Annotated in this window: 22 protein-coding genes and 7 tRNA genes (1 of these 29 only partly in view); 27 read left to right on the forward strand and 2 right to left on the reverse strand. The window is 47.2% G+C overall.

The window, feature by feature from the left end:
• The 13 genes from CB4_RS03755 to CB4_RS03815 all read left to right on the forward strand — a co-directional run.
• Positions 1 to 6: transfer RNA gene (locus tag CB4_RS03755), tRNA-Met, on the forward strand; it begins 70 nt to the left of the window's first position.
• 17 nt (positions 7 to 23) lie between these two features.
• Positions 24 to 100 (forward strand) — tRNA-Asp (locus CB4_RS03760).
• Positions 101 to 129: 29 nt separating this feature from the next.
• Positions 130 to 205: transfer RNA gene (locus tag CB4_RS03765), tRNA-Phe, on the forward strand.
• Positions 206 to 212: 7 nt separating this feature from the next.
• A tRNA-Thr gene (locus tag CB4_RS03770) sits at positions 213 to 285 on the forward strand.
• Positions 286 to 297: 12 nt separating this feature from the next.
• Positions 298 to 382: transfer RNA gene (locus tag CB4_RS03775), tRNA-Tyr, on the forward strand.
• 7 nt (positions 383 to 389) lie between these two features.
• Positions 390 to 464: transfer RNA gene (locus CB4_RS03780), tRNA-Gln, on the forward strand.
• Between the two features lie 7 nt (positions 465 to 471).
• A tRNA-Lys gene (locus CB4_RS03785) sits at positions 472 to 544 on the forward strand.
• Between the two features lie 282 nt (positions 545 to 826).
• Positions 827 to 2527 carry a tetratricopeptide repeat protein gene (locus CB4_RS03790; protein WP_172890770.1) on the forward strand — a complete coding sequence of 567 codons (1701 nt, stop codon included), beginning with the start codon at positions 827 to 829 and terminating at the stop codon, positions 2525 to 2527.
• A 198-nt stretch (positions 2528 to 2725) separates the two neighbouring features.
• The gene (trxB, locus tag CB4_RS03795) at positions 2726 to 3682 is read left to right on the forward strand and encodes a thioredoxin-disulfide reductase (protein WP_096463650.1); all 957 of its coding nucleotides are present in this window, start codon (positions 2726 to 2728) and stop codon (positions 3680 to 3682) included.
• A 222-nt stretch (positions 3683 to 3904) separates the two neighbouring features.
• Positions 3905 to 4786, forward strand: coding sequence for an RNase adapter RapZ (gene rapZ, locus CB4_RS03800; RefSeq protein ID WP_096463651.1), 882 nt, complete (start codon positions 3905 to 3907; stop codon positions 4784 to 4786).
• 9 nt (positions 4787 to 4795) lie between these two features.
• Complete coding sequence (locus CB4_RS03805; protein ID WP_096463652.1) at positions 4796 to 5758, forward strand: gluconeogenesis factor YvcK family protein; 963 nt, start codon at positions 4796 to 4798, stop codon at positions 5756 to 5758.
• A gap of 9 nt (positions 5759 to 5767) precedes the next feature.
• Entirely contained in the window at positions 5768 to 6715 is a 948-nt protein-coding gene (gene whiA / locus CB4_RS03810) for a DNA-binding protein WhiA (RefSeq protein ID WP_096463653.1), read from the forward strand.
• 60 nt (positions 6716 to 6775) lie between these two features.
• Positions 6776 to 7036 (forward strand): HPr family phosphocarrier protein, encoded by a 261-nt coding sequence (locus CB4_RS03815; RefSeq protein WP_096463654.1) that lies wholly within the window; start codon positions 6776 to 6778, stop codon positions 7034 to 7036.
• A gap of 68 nt (positions 7037 to 7104) precedes the next feature.
• On the opposite strand, the gene clpP is transcribed toward CB4_RS03815, so the two are convergent.
• A complete protein-coding gene (gene clpP, locus CB4_RS03820; RefSeq protein WP_096463655.1) occupies positions 7105 to 7710 on the reverse strand; it encodes an ATP-dependent Clp endopeptidase proteolytic subunit ClpP in 606 nt (201 codons plus the stop codon).
• A 249-nt stretch (positions 7711 to 7959) separates the two neighbouring features.
• Here clpP and CB4_RS03825 point away from each other — a divergent pair, with 249 nt between their 5' ends.
• Both CB4_RS03825 and CB4_RS03830 read left to right on the forward strand, forming a co-directional pair.
• Positions 7960 to 8202 carry a hypothetical protein gene (locus CB4_RS03825; protein WP_096463656.1) on the forward strand — a complete coding sequence of 81 codons (243 nt, stop codon included), beginning with the start codon at positions 7960 to 7962 and terminating at the stop codon, positions 8200 to 8202.
• Positions 8203 to 8232: 30 nt separating this feature from the next.
• Complete coding sequence (locus CB4_RS03830; RefSeq protein WP_096463657.1) at positions 8233 to 9078, forward strand: alpha/beta hydrolase family protein; 846 nt, start codon at positions 8233 to 8235, stop codon at positions 9076 to 9078.
• 51 nt (positions 9079 to 9129) lie between these two features.
• On the opposite strand, the gene CB4_RS03835 is transcribed toward CB4_RS03830, so the two are convergent.
• Entirely contained in the window at positions 9130 to 9837 is a 708-nt protein-coding gene (locus tag CB4_RS03835) for a hypothetical protein (protein WP_231956135.1), read from the reverse strand.
• 112 nt (positions 9838 to 9949) lie between these two features.
• Here CB4_RS03835 and CB4_RS03840 point away from each other — a divergent pair, with 112 nt between their 5' ends.
• From CB4_RS03840 to CB4_RS03895, 12 genes are all read left to right on the forward strand, one after another.
• Positions 9950 to 10279, forward strand: a complete 330-nt coding sequence (locus CB4_RS03840; RefSeq protein WP_096463659.1) for a DUF2325 domain-containing protein — start codon at positions 9950 to 9952, stop codon at positions 10277 to 10279.
• 216 nt (positions 10280 to 10495) lie between these two features.
• Positions 10496 to 11881, forward strand: coding sequence for an RNA polymerase factor sigma-54 (gene rpoN / locus CB4_RS03845; protein ID WP_096463660.1), 1386 nt, complete (start codon positions 10496 to 10498; stop codon positions 11879 to 11881).
• 204 nt (positions 11882 to 12085) lie between these two features.
• The gene (locus CB4_RS03850) at positions 12086 to 13165 is read left to right on the forward strand and encodes a sugar-binding transcriptional regulator (protein WP_157737774.1); all 1080 of its coding nucleotides are present in this window, start codon (positions 12086 to 12088) and stop codon (positions 13163 to 13165) included.
• Positions 13146 to 14150, forward strand: coding sequence for a type I glyceraldehyde-3-phosphate dehydrogenase (gene gap, locus CB4_RS03855; protein WP_096463662.1), 1005 nt, complete (start codon positions 13146 to 13148; stop codon positions 14148 to 14150). The genes CB4_RS03850 and gap overlap by 20 nt, the downstream gene beginning before the upstream one ends.
• A gap of 85 nt (positions 14151 to 14235) precedes the next feature.
• Positions 14236 to 15417, forward strand: coding sequence for a phosphoglycerate kinase (locus CB4_RS03860; protein WP_096463663.1), 1182 nt, complete (start codon positions 14236 to 14238; stop codon positions 15415 to 15417).
• A gap of 12 nt (positions 15418 to 15429) precedes the next feature.
• The gene (gene tpiA / locus CB4_RS03865) at positions 15430 to 16194 is read left to right on the forward strand and encodes a triose-phosphate isomerase (protein WP_096463664.1); all 765 of its coding nucleotides are present in this window, start codon (positions 15430 to 15432) and stop codon (positions 16192 to 16194) included.
• Positions 16195 to 16197: 3 nt separating this feature from the next.
• Positions 16198 to 17730 carry a 2,3-bisphosphoglycerate-independent phosphoglycerate mutase gene (gene gpmI / locus CB4_RS03870; RefSeq protein WP_146226648.1) on the forward strand — a complete coding sequence of 511 codons (1533 nt, stop codon included), beginning with the start codon at positions 16198 to 16200 and terminating at the stop codon, positions 17728 to 17730.
• 76 nt (positions 17731 to 17806) lie between these two features.
• Entirely contained in the window at positions 17807 to 19093 is a 1287-nt protein-coding gene (gene eno, locus CB4_RS03875) for a phosphopyruvate hydratase (RefSeq protein ID WP_096463666.1), read from the forward strand.
• 674 nt (positions 19094 to 19767) lie between these two features.
• The gene (locus CB4_RS03880; RefSeq protein ID WP_096463667.1) at positions 19768 to 20202 is read left to right on the forward strand and encodes a Fur family transcriptional regulator; all 435 of its coding nucleotides are present in this window, start codon (positions 19768 to 19770) and stop codon (positions 20200 to 20202) included.
• Between the two features lie 79 nt (positions 20203 to 20281).
• Positions 20282 to 20512, forward strand: coding sequence for a preprotein translocase subunit SecG (gene secG / locus CB4_RS03885; RefSeq protein WP_096463668.1), 231 nt, complete (start codon positions 20282 to 20284; stop codon positions 20510 to 20512).
• Positions 20513 to 20591: 79 nt separating this feature from the next.
• Entirely contained in the window at positions 20592 to 21311 is a 720-nt protein-coding gene (locus tag CB4_RS03890; protein WP_096463669.1) for an alpha/beta hydrolase, read from the forward strand.
• Complete coding sequence (locus tag CB4_RS03895; protein ID WP_157737775.1) at positions 21308 to 22063, forward strand: alpha/beta hydrolase; 756 nt, start codon at positions 21308 to 21310, stop codon at positions 22061 to 22063. The genes CB4_RS03890 and CB4_RS03895 overlap by 4 nt, the downstream gene beginning before the upstream one ends.
• Positions 22064 to 22075 lie beyond the last annotated feature (12 nt).

The following is a 22075-nucleotide window of genomic DNA, read 5'->3' on the forward strand; positions in this document are numbered from 1 at the left end:
CAACCAATTATCTTCTTAGATGCGGAGCCGTGGTGAAGTTGGAGTTCACGCTGGACTGTCACTCCGGAGGTCGCGGGTTCGAGTCCCGTCGGCTCCGCCATTATTTTTTTTTGAAATACATATTGATGTGGCTCGGTAGCTCAGTTGGTAGAGCAGAGGACTGAAAATCCTCGTGTCGGCGGTTCGATTCCGTCCCGAGCCACCACTAATATGCCGGTGTAGCTCAACTGGTAGAGCACCTGACTTGTAATCAGGGGGTTGAGGGTTCAAGTCCTTTCGCCGGCATTTATATAATATGGAGGGGTAGCGAAGTGGCTAAACGCGGCGGACTGTAAATCCGCTCCCTGTGGGTTCGGCGGTTCGAATCCGTCCCCCTCCACCAGTTTTATTGGGGTATAGCCAAGCGGTAAGGCAACGGACTTTGACTCCGTCACTCCCTGGTTCGAATCCAGGTACCCCAGCCAGTAGTATGAGCCATTAGCTCAGTTGGTAGAGCACCTGACTTTTAATCAGGGTGTCACTGGTTCGAGTCCAGTATGGCTCAGTATTTATTTTATTTGTAAGTCGGTGGACTCTCATCCGAGAGGAAGTTCTGCTAAAAACAGGCACGTCCTGTGCCTAACACAGAACCTAGCACATCGTGTGCGTCGGAGTCCAGTATGGCTCATCACTTATTATCATTGTAAGTTGGTGAATTATCACGTAACATACACAGCTGCTCCATATCGGAGTGGCTTTTTTATATTGAGGAGTTGGCTCTTATCTAGAGAATGGCAAAGGCAGTATGCTATACTTAACAAATAAGCAAAAGAAAATGGAGGGGCATATGGCCAAGCAGCAATACGCGCCAGGAAAAGAAGGCAAGATTGTTCCCATTCGTATGGATGCAACATTTTACAATAATCGTGCGCTCAAATATCTCGATAAGCTTAACTTCCAGAAAGCGCTCCGTTATTTTCGGAAAGCCATTGAACTGGAACCGAACAATCCAGACTATTACTGCAGCATGGCTGGCGTACTCGCCGAACTGGAAAAATACGATGAATCGAATCGTATACTCTGGCATGTACTTGAAGAAATTGATGATAAAATAAATGAATGTTATTTTTATCTCGCCAGCAATTATGCGAATTTGCTGGAATTTGAGCTGGCTGAACAATACGTAGCAAAATATCTCGAACTATCTCCTGATTCTGTTTATACAGAAGAAGCGGAAGACCTGCTTGATTATATCGATTTCCAGCTTCAATCGATGCCGCGAGAGCGTGAAACGGGAGAAGATCAGGAAGTTGCCCTTCTGCATGATCGAGCTCGCCGTCTGTTAGAAGAGGGACGCTTCTCCGAGGCATCCAAAATACTTACCCAAATTCATACAGAGCACCCCGATTTCATTGCTGCTCGTAATAATCTGGCGTTATGTTTCTATTATATGGGCCGCTTTGAAAAAGCAATGGATACGATCCTTTCTGTCCTGGAAGAGGAACCATATAACATTCATGCTCTCTGTAACCTTGCCGTATTTTACTCCCATCTGCGGGATAAAGAGAAACTTCTTGACCTGCTTACCCTGCTGAAAAAAATTGTACCGTATCATTTCGACCAATCCTATAAACTCGCTACAACGCTTGGAATCTTAGGGGAGGATGAAGCGGCATATTTTCTGTTTAGTAAAATGATTGCGCAGACGGGACCGGGAGACGTACACTTGCTTCATTATGGCGCAGTAGCAGCTTACAATACGGGTCGCTTTGACGAGGCAGAAAGCCTCTGGAAAAAAGTCGAACGTCTCGATCCTGATGAGTCCATTGCGTCCTATTACTTGACTCAGGTAGAACAGAAGCGTAGCGGGCAGCTAGCCCTATCGGAAGCTTCGTATCATTACCAGATTGCGATCGCAGATGATATTCTTCGTGTAGAAGCTGCGCGTGAACTGAGCGAGAAATTTAAGAAGGATCCGCTTATTCGTGCCTCGTTTCTTTGGGCGCTTCGTTTCGGAGATAAAGACACGAAGCTGCAGGTCATACAGGCGGCTGAATATCTGGAGGATGACGAGATTGAGGAAGCGCTTCGCCAATTTTTAGTGAATCCGGCAGAAGATGATTATTTGAAAAAAGTTGTGATCTTTGTGCTTCGTAAGATGGGAGCGGCCGAGCCGTATCGTGATGTTATGGAAGATGGGGAACATCTTGTACAATTCACTCTCCCTGCTCATTCTCTTCCCGTATGGCATGATAAATGGCAGCAGGTTATCGATTGTCTCGAATATCATATGCAAGATCAGTATGATCTGCTAGAGCAGCAGGAAGCACGCGCGCTATGGCTTGACTATCTCGCGCAGGCCTATCCGAATGTTCCTGTGATCCGCAAACAGGAGACATGGGCGGCTTCGCTGGAATACGCAGTGGCACAATTGCATAATCGAAGTGTGACGAAGGAAGAAGTGGCAAGCCGATATGGAGTTTCGGCGGTCTCGCTTGCCAAAAATTATCGGCTTCTATGTGAAGCATGCAGCCCTTGTCAGGAATAAGGATAGAATCAACAAAAAACGAAGCATACACCTGCACCCCGGTACATACCGGGGTATATGTTTGTAGAGAAGCATAGATAGTAGTAGACAAGCTTGGCAAACCGATATATGATAAACACATTAAATCGAAATATATCGATGAATAAGAGTATGAAACCTGTGATTGGGTATGATATTGATAAATGGGAGGTTGTAACGATGAGTGAACAAAAAATATATGATGTAATCATTGCTGGTGCCGGTCCTGCAGGGATGACAGCAGCTGTATACACATCCCGTGCCAATATGAGCACCCTGATGCTTGAGCGTGGCATTCCGGGCGGCCAGATGGCCAATACAGAAGAAATTGAGAACTATCCAGGCTACGAGTCCATTCTAGGTCCAGACCTGTCCACTAAAATGTTCGAACATGCTAAAAAATTCGGTGCAGAATATCAGTATGGTGACATTACAGAAGTAATTAATGGCCAACCGTATAAGACCGTTAAAGTAGGCGAGAAAGAATTCAAAACAAAAGCGTTAATCGTAGCAACCGGTGCAGAGCATCGTGAGCTTGGTGTGCCGGGCGAAAAAGAACTGGCCGGACGCGGTGTATCATACTGCGCGGTATGTGACGGCGCGTTTTTCCGCAACAAGGAGCTGGTTGTCGTGGGTGGGGGTGACTCTGCGGTAGAAGAAGGCGTGTTTCTCACGCGCTTTGCATCCAAAGTGACGATCATTCACCGTCGTGGCGAACTGCGCGCCCAGAAGATTCTACAGAAGCGTGCATTTGAAAATGAAAAAATCAGTTTTATCTGGAACACAGAAGTAAAAGAAATTCGCGGTGAAAATGTCGTACAGTCCCTACTGCTCCATAACCGCGAAACCGGAGAAGAAACAGAGTTCAAAGCAGACGGCGTATTCATCTATGTCGGCATGGACCCAATCTCAAACGCTGTGAAAAATCTCGGCATTACGAATGAAGCGGGTTATATTGAGACAGACGAGCGTATGGGAACGCGTGTGCCAGGCATCTTCGCTGCGGGAGATGTACGGGAGAAAACCCTTCGTCAGGTGGTAACGGCAACCGGAGATGGCGCGGATGCTGCATTATCCGCTCAGCATTATGTTGAGTCTTTGGATGAGCAACTGAAGGAAGAAGCCGCCGCTCAATAAAAGGATTACAATTCCTTCATAAAACCGTAATCGTAACGTAACATAGAAGCGGTATAGTAAGAGATAAGTAATTGACCCCTTTATACTCATTCTCTTGGACGCAGACACATATAGTCTGCGTTCTTTTTTGTATTGTACGTGCGGATGTGTTTTAATGAATGAAGGAAAGGACAGCACGGCTGGACGGGGTTTGACTAACTTTTTGTACGGGAAGTGAATACAATGAAAGAAAAGCAAATAAATGAGATTAATTTGTTGATTATTACAGGTATGTCTGGAGCGGGAAAAACGGTCGCCGTACAGAAACTCGAAGATCTGGGTTTTTTCTGTGTTGATAATCTGCCGCCGGTATTAATCCCGAAGTTTGCGGAGTTGATTGATCAGTCAGGAGGGCGCATTGAGAAAGTGGCGCTTGTGATCGATCTGCGGGGACGAGAGTTTTTTGATTCACTTTCCGAATCGTTAGAACGCATTCATGATATGGAAAATATTTCGTATCAGATTATATTTTTGGACGCGAGTGATGAGACGCTCGTGCAGCGTTACAAAGAAACACGCCGCAATCATCCGTTGGCACAGCATGGCTTGCCGCTTGAGGGGATTCGTGCGGAACGAAAGTTGTTAGAAGAGTTCAAAGGTCTGGCAAATTTAATTATTGATACCTCGCATCTAAAGCCTGTATCATTGAAGGAAAAAATTAGTGGTATATTTGGTCAGATGACGCACAGTCTTACCGTGAACATCCAGTCATTCGGTTTTAAATATGGGGTTCCGATTGACGCTGACCTGGTGTTTGATGTTCGGTTTCTGCCGAACCCACACTATGTAGATACGCTACGCCCAAAAACGGGTAAAGATACAGAAGTATCGGAGTATGTGTTTAAATGGGATGTAACACAGGAGTTTTTACAAAAATTGACCGATTTTCTTGACTTTACGCTTCCGCATTACCAGCAAGAGGGAAAAAGCCAGCTGGTAATTGGAATCGGATGCACCGGTGGCAAGCACCGATCAGTAGCGATTACGGAATATTTGGCAGCACGATATGAGGATGAGTACAATGTCCGTGTAACGCATCGGGAAATGGAGAGAGGTCTCACATAGAGGTGTAGAATGAAGACGACGTCGTATAAACCCCGTGTGGTCGTAATAGGGGGGGGAACGGGGCTTTCGGTCCTGCTTCGGGGCTTGAAAAAGCAGCCGATTGATATTACAGCCATTGTGACCGTAGCGGATGATGGGGGGAGCTCAGGCAGGCTTCGGTGTGAACTGCAAATGCCGCCTCCGGGTGATATCCGTAACGTGCTCGTAGCACTCGCGGATACTGAACCGCTGCTTGAGAAATTACTGCAACATCGCTTTGTGAATGGGAACGGCATTGCCGGACATTCCATTGGCAATCTGCTTCTTGCCGGCATGACTGAGATCAGTGATGGTGACTTCGTGCTGGCAATTGAACAATTAAGCCATGTTCTTGCTGTACGTGGTCGTGTGCTGCCAGCGGCAAGACATTCAATTGTTCTGCATGCGGAGATGGAAGATGGAACGATTGTGTCAGGGGAATCCGTCATTCCGAAGTCAGGTAAGCGAATTAAGCGTGTGTTTATTGACAAGGAGAATGTGAAAGCGCTTGATGATGCGGTAGAGGCACTCCGGGAAGCGGATGCCATTCTACTCGGTCCTGGCAGCCTGTATACGAGTGTGCTACCGAATTTACTCGTTCCGGGCATTGTAGATGCGATTCGTGAAAGCCGGGCTGTAAAAGCATATATTTGTAATGTGATGACGCAGCCAGGGGAAACAGATAATTACACGATGGAAGATCATGTGCGAGCCATCTCGGATCATGTAGGTGACTCGCTTTTTCAATATGTCATTGTAAACAACGGGCATATCTCCGATGAAGTCAAAGCTCTGTACGCTGAGAAAGGAGCACAGCCTGTGGTATGTAAGGGCGAGCAGGCGGCAGGGTATCATATTATTGCCGATAACCTGCTCGTTTATGATAAGGCTTTGCGCCATGATGCCGCTCGGCTTAGCCAGATTATCATCGGGTTACTTGGTGCCAAAGTGTGAGGTGATTGTATGTCGTTTGCTGCGCAGACAAAAAAAGAACTGACCCAACTTGAGACATCAGGCTGCTGCGATAAAGCAGAGCTAACCGCATTGATCCGGATGAACGGTTCGCTTCAGTTTGGTGGAAAGCGGTTTGTACTTGATGTAATGACGGAGAATGCGGCCATTGCACGCCGCATTTATTCGCTTGTCAAAAAAATTTTTCAGATTAATGCTGAGCTTCTTGTCCGAAGGAAGATGCGCTTAAAAAAGAACAATGTATACATTGTGCGCATTCCGCAGCAAGCACGTGAGATTCTGGAAGATCTTGGTATTATGATTGAAGGAACGTTTTATTATGGGATATCGGATAGTATTATTGTCAATGGATGCTGCAAACGTGCGTATTTACGGGGAGCATTCCTGGCAGGAGGTTCCGTTAATCATCCGGAAGCATCAAGCTATCACCTGGAGATTTTCTCGTCCCATCAGGAGCACTGCGAGAAGCTGGTGGAGCTGGCAAACTATTTTGACTTGAATGCCCGTTGTATTGAGCGCAAAAAAGGGCACATTATGTATATTAAAGAAGGCGAAAAAATTGCCGAATTCCTGCGGATTATTGAAGCTCACCAAGCATTATTTTTCTTTGAAGATGTCCGTATCGTTAAAGAAATGAAAAACTCGGCAAATCGTCTGAACAATTGTGACATGGCAAATCTGAACAAAACGGTGGCGGCTGCCATACAGCAGATCGAAAATATTATGCTGATTGATCGCTATATGGGACTCTCTAATCTGCCGGACAGACTGCGGGAAGTAGCGGAGTTGCGCCTCCAGCATCGCGACATGAATTTGGCGGAACTAGGAGAGATGGTGCCAAGCGGCAAGGTTAGCAAGTCCGGAATTAACCACCGTTTGCGAAAAATTAACGAAATCGCCTCGAAATTACGCGCTAATGAGGTAAAATCGCAAGAATAATACGTATAATCATGTTATAATTGAAAAAAACTTTAGCCTAGTTAGGGTAGGAGGCGTATCATGCACGCGCAGGAAAGCGTTACAGTAAGATTAAAAACAGGACTGCAAGCTCGTCCGGCGGCTTTTTTCGTTCAGGAAGCAAACCGCTATGCGGCAGAAGTCTTTATCGAAAAAGACAACAAGAAAGTAAATGCTAAAAGCATTATGGGCGTAATGAGCCTTGCTGTCAGCACCGGAACGGACATTATTATCAGTGCGGACGGTTCGGATGCGGAAGATGCCGTGAAGAGTCTTACGCAGATGGTACAGAAGGAAGAATAGATCGTACACATCATATAGAAATCAAAAACCCGATAGCACATATGTGCTATCGGGTTTTTTGATAGAAATTACAATACGTTTGGATCTTTTTTGCCCAGGCTGTCAATCACCTTATCAACGAGACCGTATTCTTTCGCTTCTTGTGCGCTCATGAAGTAGTCGCGGTCTGTATCTTTCTCCACTCGCTCAAGTGGTTGACCAGAACGATCCGCAATAATACGGTTCAGACTGTCACGCATTTTGAGAATGCGGTTAGCAGCAATCTGAATGTCAGATGCTTGACCCTGTGCACCACCAAGCGGCTGGTGAATCATCACTTCGCTGTTTGGAAGCGCATAGCGCTTGCCTGGTGCGCCTGCTGTCAGCAGGAAGGCTCCCATGGAAGCCGCCATCCCCACGCAAATCGTAGATACATCCGGTTTGATAAACTGCATCGTATCATAAATCGCCATTCCTGCGGTAATGGAACCACCTGGACTGTTGATGTATATGCTGATATCTTTCTCCGGATCTTCTGCTGTAAGGAACAGAAGCTGCGCCACAACGCTATTTGCGACCTGGTCATTAATGCCTGTACCCAGGAAGATAATCCGGTCTTTCAAAAGGCGGGAGTAGATGTCGTAGGCGCGTTCGCCACGATTGGTTTGTTCGATAACTGTAGGAATCAAATTCACTGATACTTCCTCCTCTCGTATATATGTATATAGTACAACGATGGTCAAAAAAGGTCAAATAAAAACACGTACTATACTATACTAGTTATATGCTTTTTTTTCGATTTTTAATCGTGATAAACGCATGTCGACTTATTGTATATTGGGAGAACCTTTGTCGAAAGTGCAGAATACTCTAAAAAAATATGTATAATTAACGGCAGGACGAATATAGATATCGTTATGGAACGGCGAAAGGGGCGTATAAACATGATGAAGTATGATGAATATATCGGAAAAATGGTAGAATTAACGTATAGCGATTTGGATGGAGAAACGGTGTGCGCCATAGGCCGCATTCTTTATACACTAAAAGAGCGAGCGTTTGTGTTTGAAACAGTAGACGTGGGAAGACAGATGATCGTATATAATCGCCATGTGCAAGAGTGTAAAGAGATGCCGCTGACACCCCCGAATTTTCCTTCTAGTATCGCGCCGGATTACTTTGCGTAACTGTGCAAACTAGCGAGGAGGAAGCAAACATTGAAGCAATCATTTCAATTGTGGCGGACAGAAGAGCTGAGCATTCGCGGTGACGTATTTGTTGCCAGGGAAGCGGATCGGGCAGGGAGATATCCTGTTATTGTAATCTGCCATGGATTCAAAGGATTCAAAGACTGGGGGATGTTTCCGCGCATTGGTGACTATCTCGCAGCGCATGGATTTGTGGCTATTACCTTTAACTTCTCAGGAAATGGTGTCGGGGATGATCCGGAAACATTCGGTGGGTTGGCGAAGTTTGGTCGTAATACGTATCGGCAGGAGCTCGATGATCTCGCGTTTTTGATCGCCGCGATCAAGGCGGGGGAACTGCCGCTTGCTTCGTATATGGATACTGAGCGCATTGGGCTTATGGGACATAGCAAGGGTGGAGGCGATACCATCCTGTATGCGGCCTCGCATCCAGGACAACTGGCTGCACTTTCCACATGGAATGGAATTTCACATGTAGATGTATTTGGTGCAGACGTACGCCGCCAGATTGCGGAAGGTGGCACAGGTTATATTATGAATGGACGCACGAAGCAGAACATGCCGATTGAAAAAGTTGTACTGGATGATATTGACCAAAATGCGGCAGCTTATGATATTCCGGCACGTGCAGCGGAAATCGCGACTCCTCTTCTAATTGTGCAGGGCCGAGCCGATTTTGCCCGTCTGGTAAAAGGCGCGCCGGTCATTGCGGAGCGAGCACAGAATGCTGTGTTGCACTGGATAGAAGACGCTGGTCACACTTTTAATACGGTTCACCCGTATCAGGGGGATACACCGGAATTGCAGGAAGCACTTGAAGTGACCACGGAGTTCTTTACAAAACATTTGATGTAAATAAAAACGAGTGCGGCTTTTCTCTGCGTGAGAGGGCTCGCACTCGTTTTTTTATTTCTGAATCAGTGGCTTATGGTCGTCTGTCCAAACCCACTCTTCCAAAATTTTATCTGCTCGAACGCCAAGTCCTTCAGCTGCTTCTACAGGCATATAGACGGTGACGATAAAGTAGTGGCCATTGTGTTCGCCAATTAATGCACTACCGCCGTACGCTGTGCCATTTTTGGTGCTGTCGATGTTAAACTCTTTTTTTGTCCAGGTATGGTTTTTTTCAGCTGCTTCTTCGGTTACATCTTTATTTTTCTTGATCCGAGCCACGGCTGCCTGCTCAGAAGAAAGGTCAGCTGGGAATTCGACTTTGATAAACATGTCATCATTGCGCGTACCGGCAAAATTAGCAGTGAATTGAACCCCATCTCCCTTTTTTTCTGCAATCATATCTTGCGGATAGTACGTGTGGAACGGAAGAGGCATACTTGCGTCATATCGTTTCAGTGTTATCGGTTGTGCCGAACCTTCGATTGTGAGCGTTGATTGTTTGGTCTGTGGAGCATCGGGTGCTGCAGCGGCAGCGGGCGGTTTGGAAGTTGTGTCTGTCTGCGCCGGAGCCTGCTGTGTTGGTGATTTGTTCGGTTCTGCTGTATTAGATGAACAGCCTGCGAGCATACAGCTTGCGAGAAGCAAAGCACTCATACTCCCGATCCATTTTTTGTGCATCATCGTACATAATCCCTCCATATGAATTGTCGCGGTATTCATTGTATCATGTTTCCGCAAAACTCCTGTAAAAAAATAATAAACGAAATTGATAATCCTTATCATTAGTAGTATGATACAAGTAATCACATACAAGATCAGGGAGGGAAACGAGATGTCATACGTAGTTATTGGTGCGGATCGATTGGGTAATATCATAGACATGTTGGAAGAGAAACTGGACGGTAAACTTATCCATGTGTCGGGCCGCAAAAAGAAGGACCAGGCCTATGCACTGCCACAGATGGTCAAGGGGGTTATTGTATTTACAGATTTTATTAATCACAATCTGGCAAAGCGAGTGAAAGCAGATGCGAAAAAGCGAAATGTGCCCATTGTATTCGCCAAGCGCTCCGTACGTCATCTCGAATGCACGCTTGAACAAATGATGAACTGTACGAATGTGGAGTGCGACCGCGCCTGTGCTCGAAAAGACTCGTTTTAATAGGCTTCGGAGCTAACTATTCCAAGTCACAAAGCGTTTCCTCTCTCTTGGCAAGATTTTTGCTATAGAAACTAATGAGAATTGTTGTATAATATAAAAAATAGAACAAGAGAGCAGGAGGCTAGAAGATTTTAGCCAGTTCTGCTACGTGTGGGATAAAAAAGAGAGAGATAGAGACAAAGACAGGATAGCTTTGTGGAAAGAAGGTGATGCCCGATGCAAATGGGATTCGGTTTGTATCAGCAGCAGACATTAAAACTTGTAATGACACCTGAGTTGCGGCAGGCAATAACCATTCTCCAATACTCTGCAGTGGACCTGGTTGACTTTTTACAACAGCAGGCAAACGAAAATCCGGTACTTGATATTGATCGTCCGCAGGAGGCGCCAGCACCATCGGCTAACGACACCCCAACAGACATTGATTGGCGCGAATATATGCGGGCCAATGCAACGGGAGATGACACGTACTATACACGAAGCGGAGCCGGTAATCCGGATTATGATCCGTTTAACTTCATCTCGGGAGAAGTGATGACACTAGAGCGCCATCTGATGGAGCAGGTGTCCATGCTACGCAATCTAACCGCGCTTGAACGTCGTATTCTTCATTTTCTTATCGGAAACGTAAATGAAAACGGTTACTTACTTGTTTCTGAAATGGAGGCTTCTTCACTTCTTGGAACAGAGCCGGAAAAAGTAGAGGAAATGATCTGGGTTCTCCAAAGTCTGGAGCCGACTGGAGTCGGTGCCCGATCGCTTGCGGAATGCTTATTGCTTCAACTCAAAGATGAGCCGGAAGAAAATGTACTGGCCTCTGCAATTGTGGAACATCATTTAGAAGACCTGGCGGAAAAACGCTACCAGAAGATTGCGCAGTCCTTGCAAGTAACACCGCAGGAAGTGCAGCAGGCCGCTGACTATTTGCGTACATTGAATCCGCGCCCGGCTTCGGAGTTCGCACACGGAACGCCACGCTATATTGTCGCGGATGTTACGATCGAAAAAGTGGCGGGAGAATATGTAGTCATGGTGAATGAAGGCGGATTGCCGAATTTGACAATTAACCGTTTTTATCAGCAGATGCTGCAAAAAAATGAGCCCGACCCGGCACAGCGCTACATTCAGGATAAATTGAACTCTGCACTCTGGCTTATTCGTAGCATTGAACAGCGCCGTATGACGTTATTTAGAGTAACGCAGGCGATTGCAGAAGAGCAGCAAGGTTTTTTTGAAAAAGGCATTTCCGGCTTGAAGCCGATGACATTGCGGGATATAGCAGAAAAAGTAGGATTGCATGAATCAACCATTAGCCGTGCGACCAGTAACAAGTATGTGCAGACACCACGGGGATTGTTTGAACTGAAATATTTTTTTACAACCGGACTCAAGAGTTCAGATGGAGGAGAGGCGTCTTCCGTTATCACGATTAAAGAAAAACTCAAGGCGATGGTGGAGGCGGAAGATAAGAAAAAGCCGCTTTCTGATCAGAAGATTACCGATATGCTTGTAGCAGAAGGCGTTGAAATTTCCCGACGCACGGTTGCAAAATACCGGGAAGAGCTGAATATCGACTCGTCATCTAAACGGAAGCGTTTCTAACGGGAAGAAGAAGACGGTCATAGGGAGAGTCGACCGAATCTGTTCGGTACAGGTGTATATGAGAGCAAGTTTGAAGAATTTTCTTGGTTCTGTTAGAATGAAGGTAAGAAAAATGCCTGTATATATACAGGTCTTTTTCTTCATACTAATGGGACATATTTTATCTATGTGGGACTTTTTATGTCCTGTGGAAGGTTGAAGAATATGGCAGATGTGAACGGGATGCTTCTGTTGCAGCGCATGGCGCCGGAAGCACTGGCCATGATGGAAGAGCGTTACTATATTTTACGCCAGATTCGACTGCTTCAACCGGTTGGTCGGCGCATGCTTGCGGATGTGTTGAACAGTACAGAGCGTATCATTCGGCGGGAAGTAGATTTCCTCAGGGAACAGCGCCTGCTCGATTCGAACCGGGCCGGGATGTTTGTCACCCCGGATGGCGAGATGATGATTGAGCAACTTCATTCTTTTTGGAAGGAAGTCGGGGGCATACGTGAACGGGAAACAGAAGCTGAGCGCTTGCTGCAGATCAGGCGTGTCGTTGTCGTACCGGGAGATGCAGATGAGAATGAATGGGTAAAGGAAGACCTGGCGCGACAGGCAGCAGATGAACTGAACAAGCTTCTTCCTGGACGTGGTATCGTTGCTGTGGCAGGGGGGACAACAGTTGCCCAGATGGCAGGGGTTGTCCGGTTGTTTCCACAGGCAGATCAGATAACGGTCGTCCCTGCTCGAGGCGCTCTTGGAGAAAATGTGGAGCTCGAAGCGAATACGGTGGCAGCTGAACTTGCAAGTCATGCAGGAGCTAGTTATCGGCTGTTGTATCTCCCGGATATGATAGAAGAGGACGTGCGCCGCAATATTGAACGTGACCCGGGAATTGCAGAAGTTCTCGAACTCATTGCAAAGACAGATGTACTCGTTCACGGCATTGGAGTGGCAGCTGAAATGTCTCGAAGACGTGGTTTGAACGAGAACGTTACTCACATATTACAAGAACATCAGGCCGTTTCAGAAGTGTTCGGGTATTACTTTAACCGGGCCGGTGAGCTTGTGTATCGGATGAGTACGGTTGGTATGCAGATGGAGAATGTACACATGCTTCCTTCTGTCCTAGCCATTGCCGGGGGCAAAAGCAAGGCAGAAGCGATTGTTTCTTATATTCGGAACCGGGCCAATTATGTACTGGTAACCGATGAGGCAGCTATAAGTGAAGTGCTGTCATTACTTAAGGAATCATCTACTCATGAGGAGGAAATTAGATATGACAAAGATCGCGATTAATGGATTTGGACGAATTGGCCGGAATGTGTTACGGGTGGCACTACAGCAGGCAGATATTGAAGTAGTAGGCATCAATGATTTGACGGATGCCCATACGTTAGCGCATTTGTTTAAATACGATTCTGTGCATGGAATCTATGGAGAAGACGTATCTGTCGGCGAGAATGCGATTGTTGTGGGCGACCGTGAAATCAAAGTGTCTGCAGAGCGCGACCCGGCCAACCTGCCGTGGAAAGAGTGGGGCGTCGACGTGGTTATTGAATCGACTGGACGCTTCACGAAGCGCGATGATGCCGCCAAGCACCTGGAAGCGGGCGCGAAAAAAGTCATCATCTCAGCACCAGCTAAGAATGAAGATATTACTATCGTGCTGGGCGTGAACGAAGAGAAATACGATCCATCCATCCACCACATCATCTCGAATGCGTCATGCACGACGAACTGTCTCGCACCGTTTGCGAAGGTGCTACACGAGAATTTTGGCATTCGTCGTGGTCTAATGACAACTGTGCATTCGTATACAAATGATCAGCAAATTCTTGATCTGCCACATAAGGACCTGCGCCGGGCGCGTGCGGCTGGTATGTCGATCATCCCGACCTCAACCGGAGCGGCCAAAGCCGTAGCACTCGTATTGCCAGAGCTTGCGGGCAAGCTGAACGGATTCGCTATGCGTGTGCCGACACCGAATGTATCCGTTGTGGACCTGGTAGCTGAGCTTGATAAGAATACGACAGCCGAAGAAATCAATGCAGCGCTGAAGAAAGCAGCGGATAATGAGCTTGCAGGTATTCTTGGCTTCTCCGATGAGCCATTGGTATCCAAAGATTACAATGGTGATCCACGCTCTTCAATTATCGATGGCTTGTCTACGATGGTGCTTGAAGATAATATGGTTAAAGTCGTTTCCTGGTATGACAATGAATGGGGATACTCAAATCGTGTCATTGATTTGGTGAATTATATTGCCAAGCACGGTTTATAAAAGATAAAATAGAAAAAGCTACGTAAAAGGAGAGAAAAAAGATGTTCTCTCCTTTTTTTCTGTATGGTAAGGAGGAAATATTCGTATGAATAAGAAATCTGTACGCGATGTAGAAGTACAAGGAAAGCGAGTATTCTGCCGCTTTGACTTTAACGTGCCGATGGAAAACGGCCATATTACAGACGATACACGCATTCGTGCCACGTTGCCGACAATCGAATACTTGGTGCAGAATGGTGCACGCGTCATCATGGCAAGCCACTCTGGCCGCCCAAAAGGACAAGTTGTAGAAGAGATGCGCTTGAACGCTGTGGCAGAACGTTTGTCACAATTGCTGGGTCAGAACGTGATTAAAGTAGATGACGTATATAGTGAAGCTGTACGCGAGACAGCAGAAAAGCTAAAGGATGGCGACGTGATGCTGCTTGAGAACGTGCGCTTCCATCCAGGTGAAGAGAAAAACGATGAGGAATTGTCTAAACAATTCGCCTCGCTGGCGGACTTGTTCGTAAATGATGCATTCGGAACGGCTCACCGGGCCCATGCTTCCACTGCCGGTGTGGCGCGCTATGTGGAAGGTGTGGCAGGTTTCCTGATGGAAAAAGAAATTGAATTCCTTGGCAAAGCACTGTCCCAACCAGAGAGACCGTTTACGGCTATCATTGGCGGAGCAAAAGTAAAAGATAAAATCGGTGTGATTGAGAATCTGCTGGAAAAAGTGGATACGTTAATCGTAGGCGGTGGTCTGTCTAATACATTTGTTAAAGCACAGGGCCACGATGTAGGCAGTTCTCTGTTAGAAGAAGAAAAAGTGGAACTGGCAAAGTCTTTCATGGATAAAGCGACTGAAAAAGGCGTGAAGTTCCTTATTCCGGTCGATGTAGTAGTAGCGGACCGTTTTGCCAATGATGCCGAAACAAAAATTGTAGACACAGATGCAATTCCGGCTGGTTGGCAGGCTCTTGATATTGGTCCGAAAACCATTGAGTTGTACAAGTCTGCTATCCTTGAATCCAAAACCGTCATCTGGAACGGGCCGATGGGTGTGTTTGAAATGGATTCATTTGCGGAAGGAACAAATACAGTGGCACGCACGCTCAAGGAAGTGAATGGGATCACAATCATCGGCGGCGGCGATTCGGTTGCGGCGGTAGAAAAAGCAGGCGTGGCAGAAGCCATGACACATATCTCGACAGGTGGCGGCGCTTCGCTTGAGTTCATGGAAGGCAAGGAACTTCCGGGGATCGCGGTGCTCGCTGACAAGTAAGGAGCGAAATGTATGAATCGAACACCGATTATTGCAGGAAACTGGAAGATGTACAAAACAGTAGGCGAAGCCCGGGAATTTGCCGGTGTGATTCGCAATCATAAGCTAGAAGGTGCGGTGGAGATGGTCGTATGTGCACCGTTCACGGCACTGTCCGCGCTCGCGGAAGAACTGAAAGGTTCAGATGTGAAAGTGGGTGCACAGAACATGCATTATGAAGCGTCTGGGGCATATACGGGTGAGATTAGTCCGGGAATGCTGACAGACTTAGGCATGAGCTATGTGATCATCGGCCACTCGGAGCGCCGGGAGTATTTTGCGGAAACGGATGAAACGGTGAACAAAAAGGCGAAAGCAGCTTTTGCGAACGGACTTTTGCCGATCGTATGTGTAGGAGAAAATCTTGAACAGCGCGAAAGCGGCCAGACGAAAGAGAATGTTCGTGAACAGGTGATTCGTGCGGTGGAAGGACTATCAAGCGAGCAGGCAAAGCAGCTCGTCATCGCCTACGAGCCGATCTGGGCAATTGGAACCGGCAAATCGTCTTCTGCAGAGGACGCGCAGGATGTGATTGGATTCATCCGCAGTACGGTAGAAGATGCATTTGACAGCCAGGTGGCCATGCAGGTACGCATTCAATATGGCGGCTCTGTAAATCCGCAGAATATTGCTTCATATATGGGACAGCCCGATATTGACGGAGCGCTGGTCGGGGGCGCAAGCCTAGCGGCAGATTCCTATCTGCAGCTAGTACAAGGAGTAGTAGGAGGTAAGTGAATCATGAATCGACCGAAGCCAGTGGCTTTGATTATTATGGATGGATTCGGTTGCCGGGACGAAGTGTACGGCAACGCGATTAAACAGGCGAAAAAGCCGAATTTTGATAAATATTGGTCGCAATTCCCACATACTACACTCGGTGCAAGTGGGCATTCTGTCGGTCTGCCGGATGGTCAGATGGGAAATTCTGAAGTCGGGCATCTTAATCTTGGCGCAGGTCGAGTTGTGTATCAGGATTTGACTCGGATTACGAAGGCAATCCAGGAGGGTGACTTTTTTGAGAACGATGTGCTGGTGAACGCCGTTCGCCACGCGAAAGAAAAGGGTACAGCACTGCATCTGTATGGATTACTGTCAGATGGTGGTGTACATAGTCACAATCAGCATCTGTACGCATTGCTGCGTCTGGCCAAAAAAGAAGGGTTGGACCGCGTCTATATTCATGGTTTCCTCGATGGACGCGACGTGGCACCAGATAGTGCAGTTGGCTATATTGAAGAACTACAGGGAAAAATCAATGAGTATGGCGTGGGTCGCATTGCAACGGTACAGGGTCGCTACTATGCGATGGACCGTGACAAACGCTGGGAACGTACGGAGAAGTCCTACCGTGCGATGGTATATGCAGACGGTCCGGAATTCACAAACGCAGTCGAAGCAGTGCGCGAATCGTATGAGCGCAGCGTATATGATGAGTTCGTGATGCCAACAGTAATTACGAACGAAGATGGTTCTCCGGTGGCGACGATTCAAGATAACGATGCGGTTATCTTCTTTAACTTCCGCCCGGACCGTGCGATTCAGCTGTCCCAGGTATTCACGAATGAAGACTTCCGTGGATTTGACCGTGGTGAGAAGTGTCCGAAGAACTTGTTCTACGTCTGCCTGACGAAGTTCAGTGAATCGGTAGATGGGTATGTGGCATACAAACCCGCGAATCTTGATAATACGCTCGGTGAAGTATTGGCACAAAACAACTTACGCCAGTTGCGTATTGCCGAAACGGAGAAATATCCGCATGTGACCTTCTTCTTTAGCGGTGGACGCGAAGCAGAATTCCCAGGTGAGAAGCGTATTCTGATTAATTCGCCGAAGGTTGCTACATACGATTTGCAGCCTGAGATGAGCATTTATGAAGTAACAGATGCTCTGCTTGCAGAGATTGAGCAGGATGCGCAAGATGTCATCATCTTAAACTTCGCAAACTGTGACATGGTTGGTCACTCCGGCATGATGGAGCCAACGATTAAAGCGGTGGAGGTAGTTGATGAATGCATGGGCAAAGTCGTGGAAGCGATTCTTGCTAAAGGTGGCGCAGCACTTGTGACAGCTGACCATGGCAATGCAGATCTGATGCTCGGTGAGAACGGCAACCCAATCACATCACATAGCACATACCCGGTACCATTTATTTTGACAAAGGATGGCATCGAGCTGCGTGAGGGTGGTGTATTAGCGGATATCTCGCCGACCATTCTCAAGCTGCTTGGCGTCCAACAGCCGACTGAGATGACAGGTGTTCCGCTGTTCTAATGATTGATAAGAAAGCGGCGCGTTCCGTGCTGCTTTTCTATACATATTTTTGAAGAAATAAGGAGCTGACACAACAATGACGATTATCTCTGATGTATACGCACGCGAAGTACTGGATTCCCGTGGTAATCCGACAGTAGAAGTAGAAGTACATCTTGAAACAGGCGTGATGGGCCGGGCAATGGTTCCATCTGGTGCCTCTACAGGCGCACACGAAGCGGTTGAGCTTCGTGATGGCGAAAACGGTCGTTACCTTGGTAAAGGCGTTTTGAAAGCAGTTGAAAATGTAAATAACATCATTGCACCGGAATTGATTGGCATGAATGTACTTGATCAAATCGGTATCGACACAGCGCTGATCGAGATCGATGGTACAGAAAACAAAGGAAAACTTGGTGCGAATGCAATTCTTGGTGTATCCATGGCGGCAGCACGTGCAGCGGCAATTGAGCTTGAAATCCCGCTGTACGTATACCTGGGTGGATTCAATGCGAAAACACTTCCGGTTCCGATGATGAACATCCTGAACGGCGGGGCACATGCGGATAACAACGTCGACATTCAGGAATTCATGGTTATGCCGGTTGGGGCAGAAACGTTCGCACACGCTCTGCGCATGGGTGCAGAGATTTTCCATAACCTCAAAGCTGTTCTGAAAGAAAAAGGACTGAATACAGCAGTTGGCGACGAAGGCGGCTTCGCTCCGAACTTGTCTTCTAGTGAAGAAGCGCTGCAAACGATCATGGCTGCGATTGAGAAAGCAGGCTACAAGCCAGGCGAAGATGTGAAGCTCGCGCTTGACGTAGCTTCTACAGAGTTCTATAAAGATGGTAAATATGAGCTGGTAGGCGAAGGCGTAAGCAAAACATCTGACGAAATGATTGACTACCTGGAAATGCTCGTAAACAAATACCCAATCATCTCCATTGAAGATGGCCTGGCAGAAGACGATTGGGATGGTTGGAAGAAGCTCACAGACCGCATTGGCGATCGCGTGCAGCTCGTAGGGGATGACCTGTTCGTAACGAACACCGTTCGTCTGTCTCAAGGTATTGAGCAAGCTACAGCGAACTCGATCCTTGTTAAAGTAAATCAGATCGGTACACTGACTGAGACATTTGATGCGATCGAAATGGCGAAGCGTGCTGGCTATACAGCTGTTATCTCGCACCGTTCCGGTGAAACAGAAGATTCCATCATTGCTGATATCGCCGTTGCGACAAACGCAGGCCAGATCAAGACAGGTGCGCCATCTCGTACAGACCGCGTAGCAAAATACAATCAGCTTCTCCGCATTGAGGACGAGCTGGATGCAATTAGCAAATACGCAGGTCAGAGCGCGTTCTACAACATTAAGAAGTAAATCAGACACTAGTGTTTAGGGAGGAGTCCAGCTCTATAGGCTGGGCTCTTTTTTGATGATAAAAGAGAGCTAGTGGAGGCGGGAATGAAGAAAAATATTTGTCTAGTTTCTTTCTGGCACTGAAGCTGAACTGTCCGCTCCATAAGCAAACGGCTGGCTCTGCCAAACATCTGGGCAGTTCAAAGATGGAGACAGTGGCAGAGCTTATTCAGCCGTTTGCTTATGGAGCTGGGTATAGAAAGAAAAGGTCTGCATATTTTTCTTCATTCCCGCTTACCCGCTTCTTTTTACAATCAAAAAGATCTGGAATATAGCGCGTATCCAACAAGTGGATACCTATACTATGATTATCAGATAGTACCTACGTTGTAGTCTGCGTCTTTGAGTATTCTTTTCATCAGTAGCATCGGGGGTGCGTGCGGTAAAACTTCTGGCCTTTTCTTTCTGCACTTAGCGGAGCAGGTGGCGGGTCGAAAAAGAGCAGTCATTGTCTCCCGCATTGAATGAGCCCGGATGTTTGACTGCTTCGACCCGTCGCATGCGGAGCGGACAGCCTCCGCTTCCGCGCTAGAAAGAAACAGCCAAAGTTTTACCGCATGCACCCTAACTATTTGGAATGATTTTTAACAGAAAGTATATTATAATTAGGAGAAAGGTATAAGGAGGCTTGCTCGATGAGGCAAAACATCATTGACATCGTAATTGCCCGGATTAAAGAGCGGGGTGGCCGGGTGACTGTGCAGCGTCTAGCAATCATTAATGTGCTACTGCGGCTTGACCATCCAACGGCCGAAGAGATTTACCAGTTTATGCAGGATGATTTTCCAACGCTGTCGTTTACGACCGTATATAATACACTCAAATCGCTGAAAGAACTCGATGTTGTTCATGAACATTACCAGGATGAGCGCTCCCGTTTTGAGATTACGGAAGAAGCGCATCATCACTTTCACTGCTTGCGCTGCGATAAGCTCATTGATATTCCAGGCGACCAAGTATCCGTTAAGACTGCCTCAGACATTGAGGAGCAGTATGGTGTACTTGAGACCAGGGTAATGCTCGAAGGAACTTGTCCGACCTGCCTGGTGAAGGAGACGGACAAGCCTTGAAGACCGGAATTTTTTGTGATACAGTAATGGTGGCATAGCATAAGCTTGTGTAGCACTCCGTAGTGGGGAGGACAGAATAATGGCAGTAGCATTAAAAATTGTACTTGTGATTATTTGTATTGCGTTGATCGGGATCGTACTGCTTCAGTCTGGTAAAAGTGCAGGACTTGGTTCGATTAGCGGGGGCGCGGAACAGATCATGGGTAAAGCGAAAGCGCGCGGTATCGATGCCGTTTTAAATAAAGTCACAATCGTACTGGCCGCGCTGTTTATTGTATTATCGATTACTGTTGCTTACATCGTTAAATAGGTACGAAAGCGGAAAACAGCAAGTGTGATGACTTGCTGTTTTTGTTTAGCTACAAAAGCTCTCGAAAGGAGCATTCTATATGATAGGATGTTTGCTGATCCATGGATTTACTGGGAGTCCGTATGAGGTGGAGCCGCTCGCGAGCCACTTATCTAGGCGAGGCTGGCGTATCGAGACACCGGTATTAGCTGGTCATGATGGAGATTCACGTAGCCTTCGTGATGTGACCTGGCATGATTGGGTGCGCTCTGCCGAAGAGGTGCTACAGGATATGTTGTTAACTTGCCAAAAGGTGTATGTCATTGGCTTTTCGATGGGGGGCATGATTGCAACCTATCTGGCGACCCGCTATAACATTGACCGTCTTGTGCTTTTGAATGCCAGTATATTCTATATCAATCCACGCCAGCTGTTCCGCGATGCGGCAGCCATCATCAAGAAACACTTCACTTCAGAAACGGATACACGAGAAGCATACCGTCGCTATCTAAAAAAGGCAGCCACTACTCCGCCACGTGCTGTTATTCATTTTCGCCATCTTGTGAAAGTGCTCAGGCAGGAATTGCCACGTATTACGGTGCCGACTCTGATCGTTCAGGGAGGACAGGATGACCTGGTAGAGCCACGTAGCGCTTCCTATATTTACAACCAGATTCGTTCCGCGGAGAAATATGTGCATATTCTCCCGGAATCCAAACATATGATTTGTCATGATTGTGAGCAGGCGCAGCTTTTTGTCTTGGTTGATCAGTTTCTATCAGATTGTTCTGCGACAACGAGAAGGAGCGATGCAGATTGAAAAGCAAACGGCGATCCCCGGAAGCATTCACCTATGAAGGCGGAGAAAAAGGGATATTGCTTATTCATGGATTTACTGGAAGCACTGCCGAACTACAGCCGATGGGCCACTATTTCCAGCGACTTGGCTATACCGTTCATGCGCCGCTTCTCGCCGGGCACGGGACGTCTCCAGAAGAGATGGCGAAGACACGCTGGCCGGACTGGTGGCGAAGTGTGCAGGAAGGATATGAGAGTCTGAAGCAGGCAGGGTGCAGCACAATTGCGATTGCGGGCCTGTCGATGGGTGGACTCCTGGCACTGCGCGTCGCCCATCAGTATCCGGTCGTAGCTGCTATTGCGATGAACGCTCCGATTGAAGTTCGGGATAAGCGCATCCGCTGGGCGCGGTATGCTCGATATGTCAAACCGTATATTCCACGCCGGGGCAAGAAGCCGGACCATATCGAATCAGGGATGATTCCGTATGATCGTGATCCGGTTGTCTGCATTGCCAGTCTGTGGGATTTTATTAGCACAGTCAAAAAAGAACTTTCTTACATAACTGTACCGACGCTTGTGATGCAGTCCGAGCAGGATGAGACGATCGAGCCTGCAAGTGCGGATTATATTTATGAGCAGATTCGTTCAGACTATAAAGAAATACAGCGCTACGCAAAATCCGGTCATATTATCACGCTGGATAAAGAGCGGGAGCATGTGTTTTCGGATGCAGCGGCGTTTTTGGACCGGATTCAAGGAAAAGAAGCATAAAGCTGCAAACTA

Source organism: Aneurinibacillus soli, assembly GCF_002355375.1.
Classification (GTDB): domain Bacteria; phylum Bacillota; class Bacilli; order Aneurinibacillales; family Aneurinibacillaceae; genus Aneurinibacillus; species Aneurinibacillus soli.

Excerpts from the sequence above, each read along its gene's own strand:
- CB4_RS03790 (WP_172890770.1), top strand. The coding sequence starts at position 827 with ATGGCCAAGCAGCAATACGCGCCAGGAAAAGAAGGCAAGATTGTTCCC.
- trxB (WP_096463650.1), top strand. The coding sequence starts at position 2,726 with ATGAGTGAACAAAAAATATATGATGTAATCATTGCTGGTGCCGGTCCT.
- rapZ (WP_096463651.1), top strand. The coding sequence starts at position 3,905 with ATGAAAGAAAAGCAAATAAATGAGATTAATTTGTTGATTATTACAGGT.
- CB4_RS03805 (WP_096463652.1), top strand. The coding sequence starts at position 4,796 with ATGAAGACGACGTCGTATAAACCCCGTGTGGTCGTAATAGGGGGGGGA.
- whiA (WP_096463653.1), top strand. The coding sequence starts at position 5,768 with ATGTCGTTTGCTGCGCAGACAAAAAAAGAACTGACCCAACTTGAGACA.
- CB4_RS03815 (WP_096463654.1), top strand. The coding sequence starts at position 6,776 with ATGCACGCGCAGGAAAGCGTTACAGTAAGATTAAAAACAGGACTGCAA.
- CB4_RS03825 (WP_096463656.1), top strand. The coding sequence starts at position 7,960 with ATGATGAAGTATGATGAATATATCGGAAAAATGGTAGAATTAACGTAT.
- CB4_RS03835 (WP_231956135.1), bottom strand. The coding sequence starts at position 9,837 with ATGAATACCGCGACAATTCATATGGAGGGATTATGTACGATGATGCAC.
- CB4_RS03840 (WP_096463659.1), top strand. The coding sequence starts at position 9,950 with ATGTCATACGTAGTTATTGGTGCGGATCGATTGGGTAATATCATAGAC.
- rpoN (WP_096463660.1), top strand. The coding sequence starts at position 10,496 with ATGCAAATGGGATTCGGTTTGTATCAGCAGCAGACATTAAAACTTGTA.
- CB4_RS03850 (WP_157737774.1), top strand. The coding sequence starts at position 12,086 with ATGGCAGATGTGAACGGGATGCTTCTGTTGCAGCGCATGGCGCCGGAA.
- gap (WP_096463662.1), top strand. The coding sequence starts at position 13,146 with ATGACAAAGATCGCGATTAATGGATTTGGACGAATTGGCCGGAATGTG.
- CB4_RS03860 (WP_096463663.1), top strand. The coding sequence starts at position 14,236 with ATGAATAAGAAATCTGTACGCGATGTAGAAGTACAAGGAAAGCGAGTA.
- tpiA (WP_096463664.1), top strand. The coding sequence starts at position 15,430 with ATGAATCGAACACCGATTATTGCAGGAAACTGGAAGATGTACAAAACA.
- gpmI (WP_146226648.1), top strand. The coding sequence starts at position 16,198 with ATGAATCGACCGAAGCCAGTGGCTTTGATTATTATGGATGGATTCGGT.
- eno (WP_096463666.1), top strand. The coding sequence starts at position 17,807 with ATGACGATTATCTCTGATGTATACGCACGCGAAGTACTGGATTCCCGT.
- CB4_RS03880 (WP_096463667.1), top strand. The coding sequence starts at position 19,768 with ATGAGGCAAAACATCATTGACATCGTAATTGCCCGGATTAAAGAGCGG.
- secG (WP_096463668.1), top strand. The coding sequence starts at position 20,282 with ATGGCAGTAGCATTAAAAATTGTACTTGTGATTATTTGTATTGCGTTG.
- CB4_RS03890 (WP_096463669.1), top strand. The coding sequence starts at position 20,592 with ATGATAGGATGTTTGCTGATCCATGGATTTACTGGGAGTCCGTATGAG.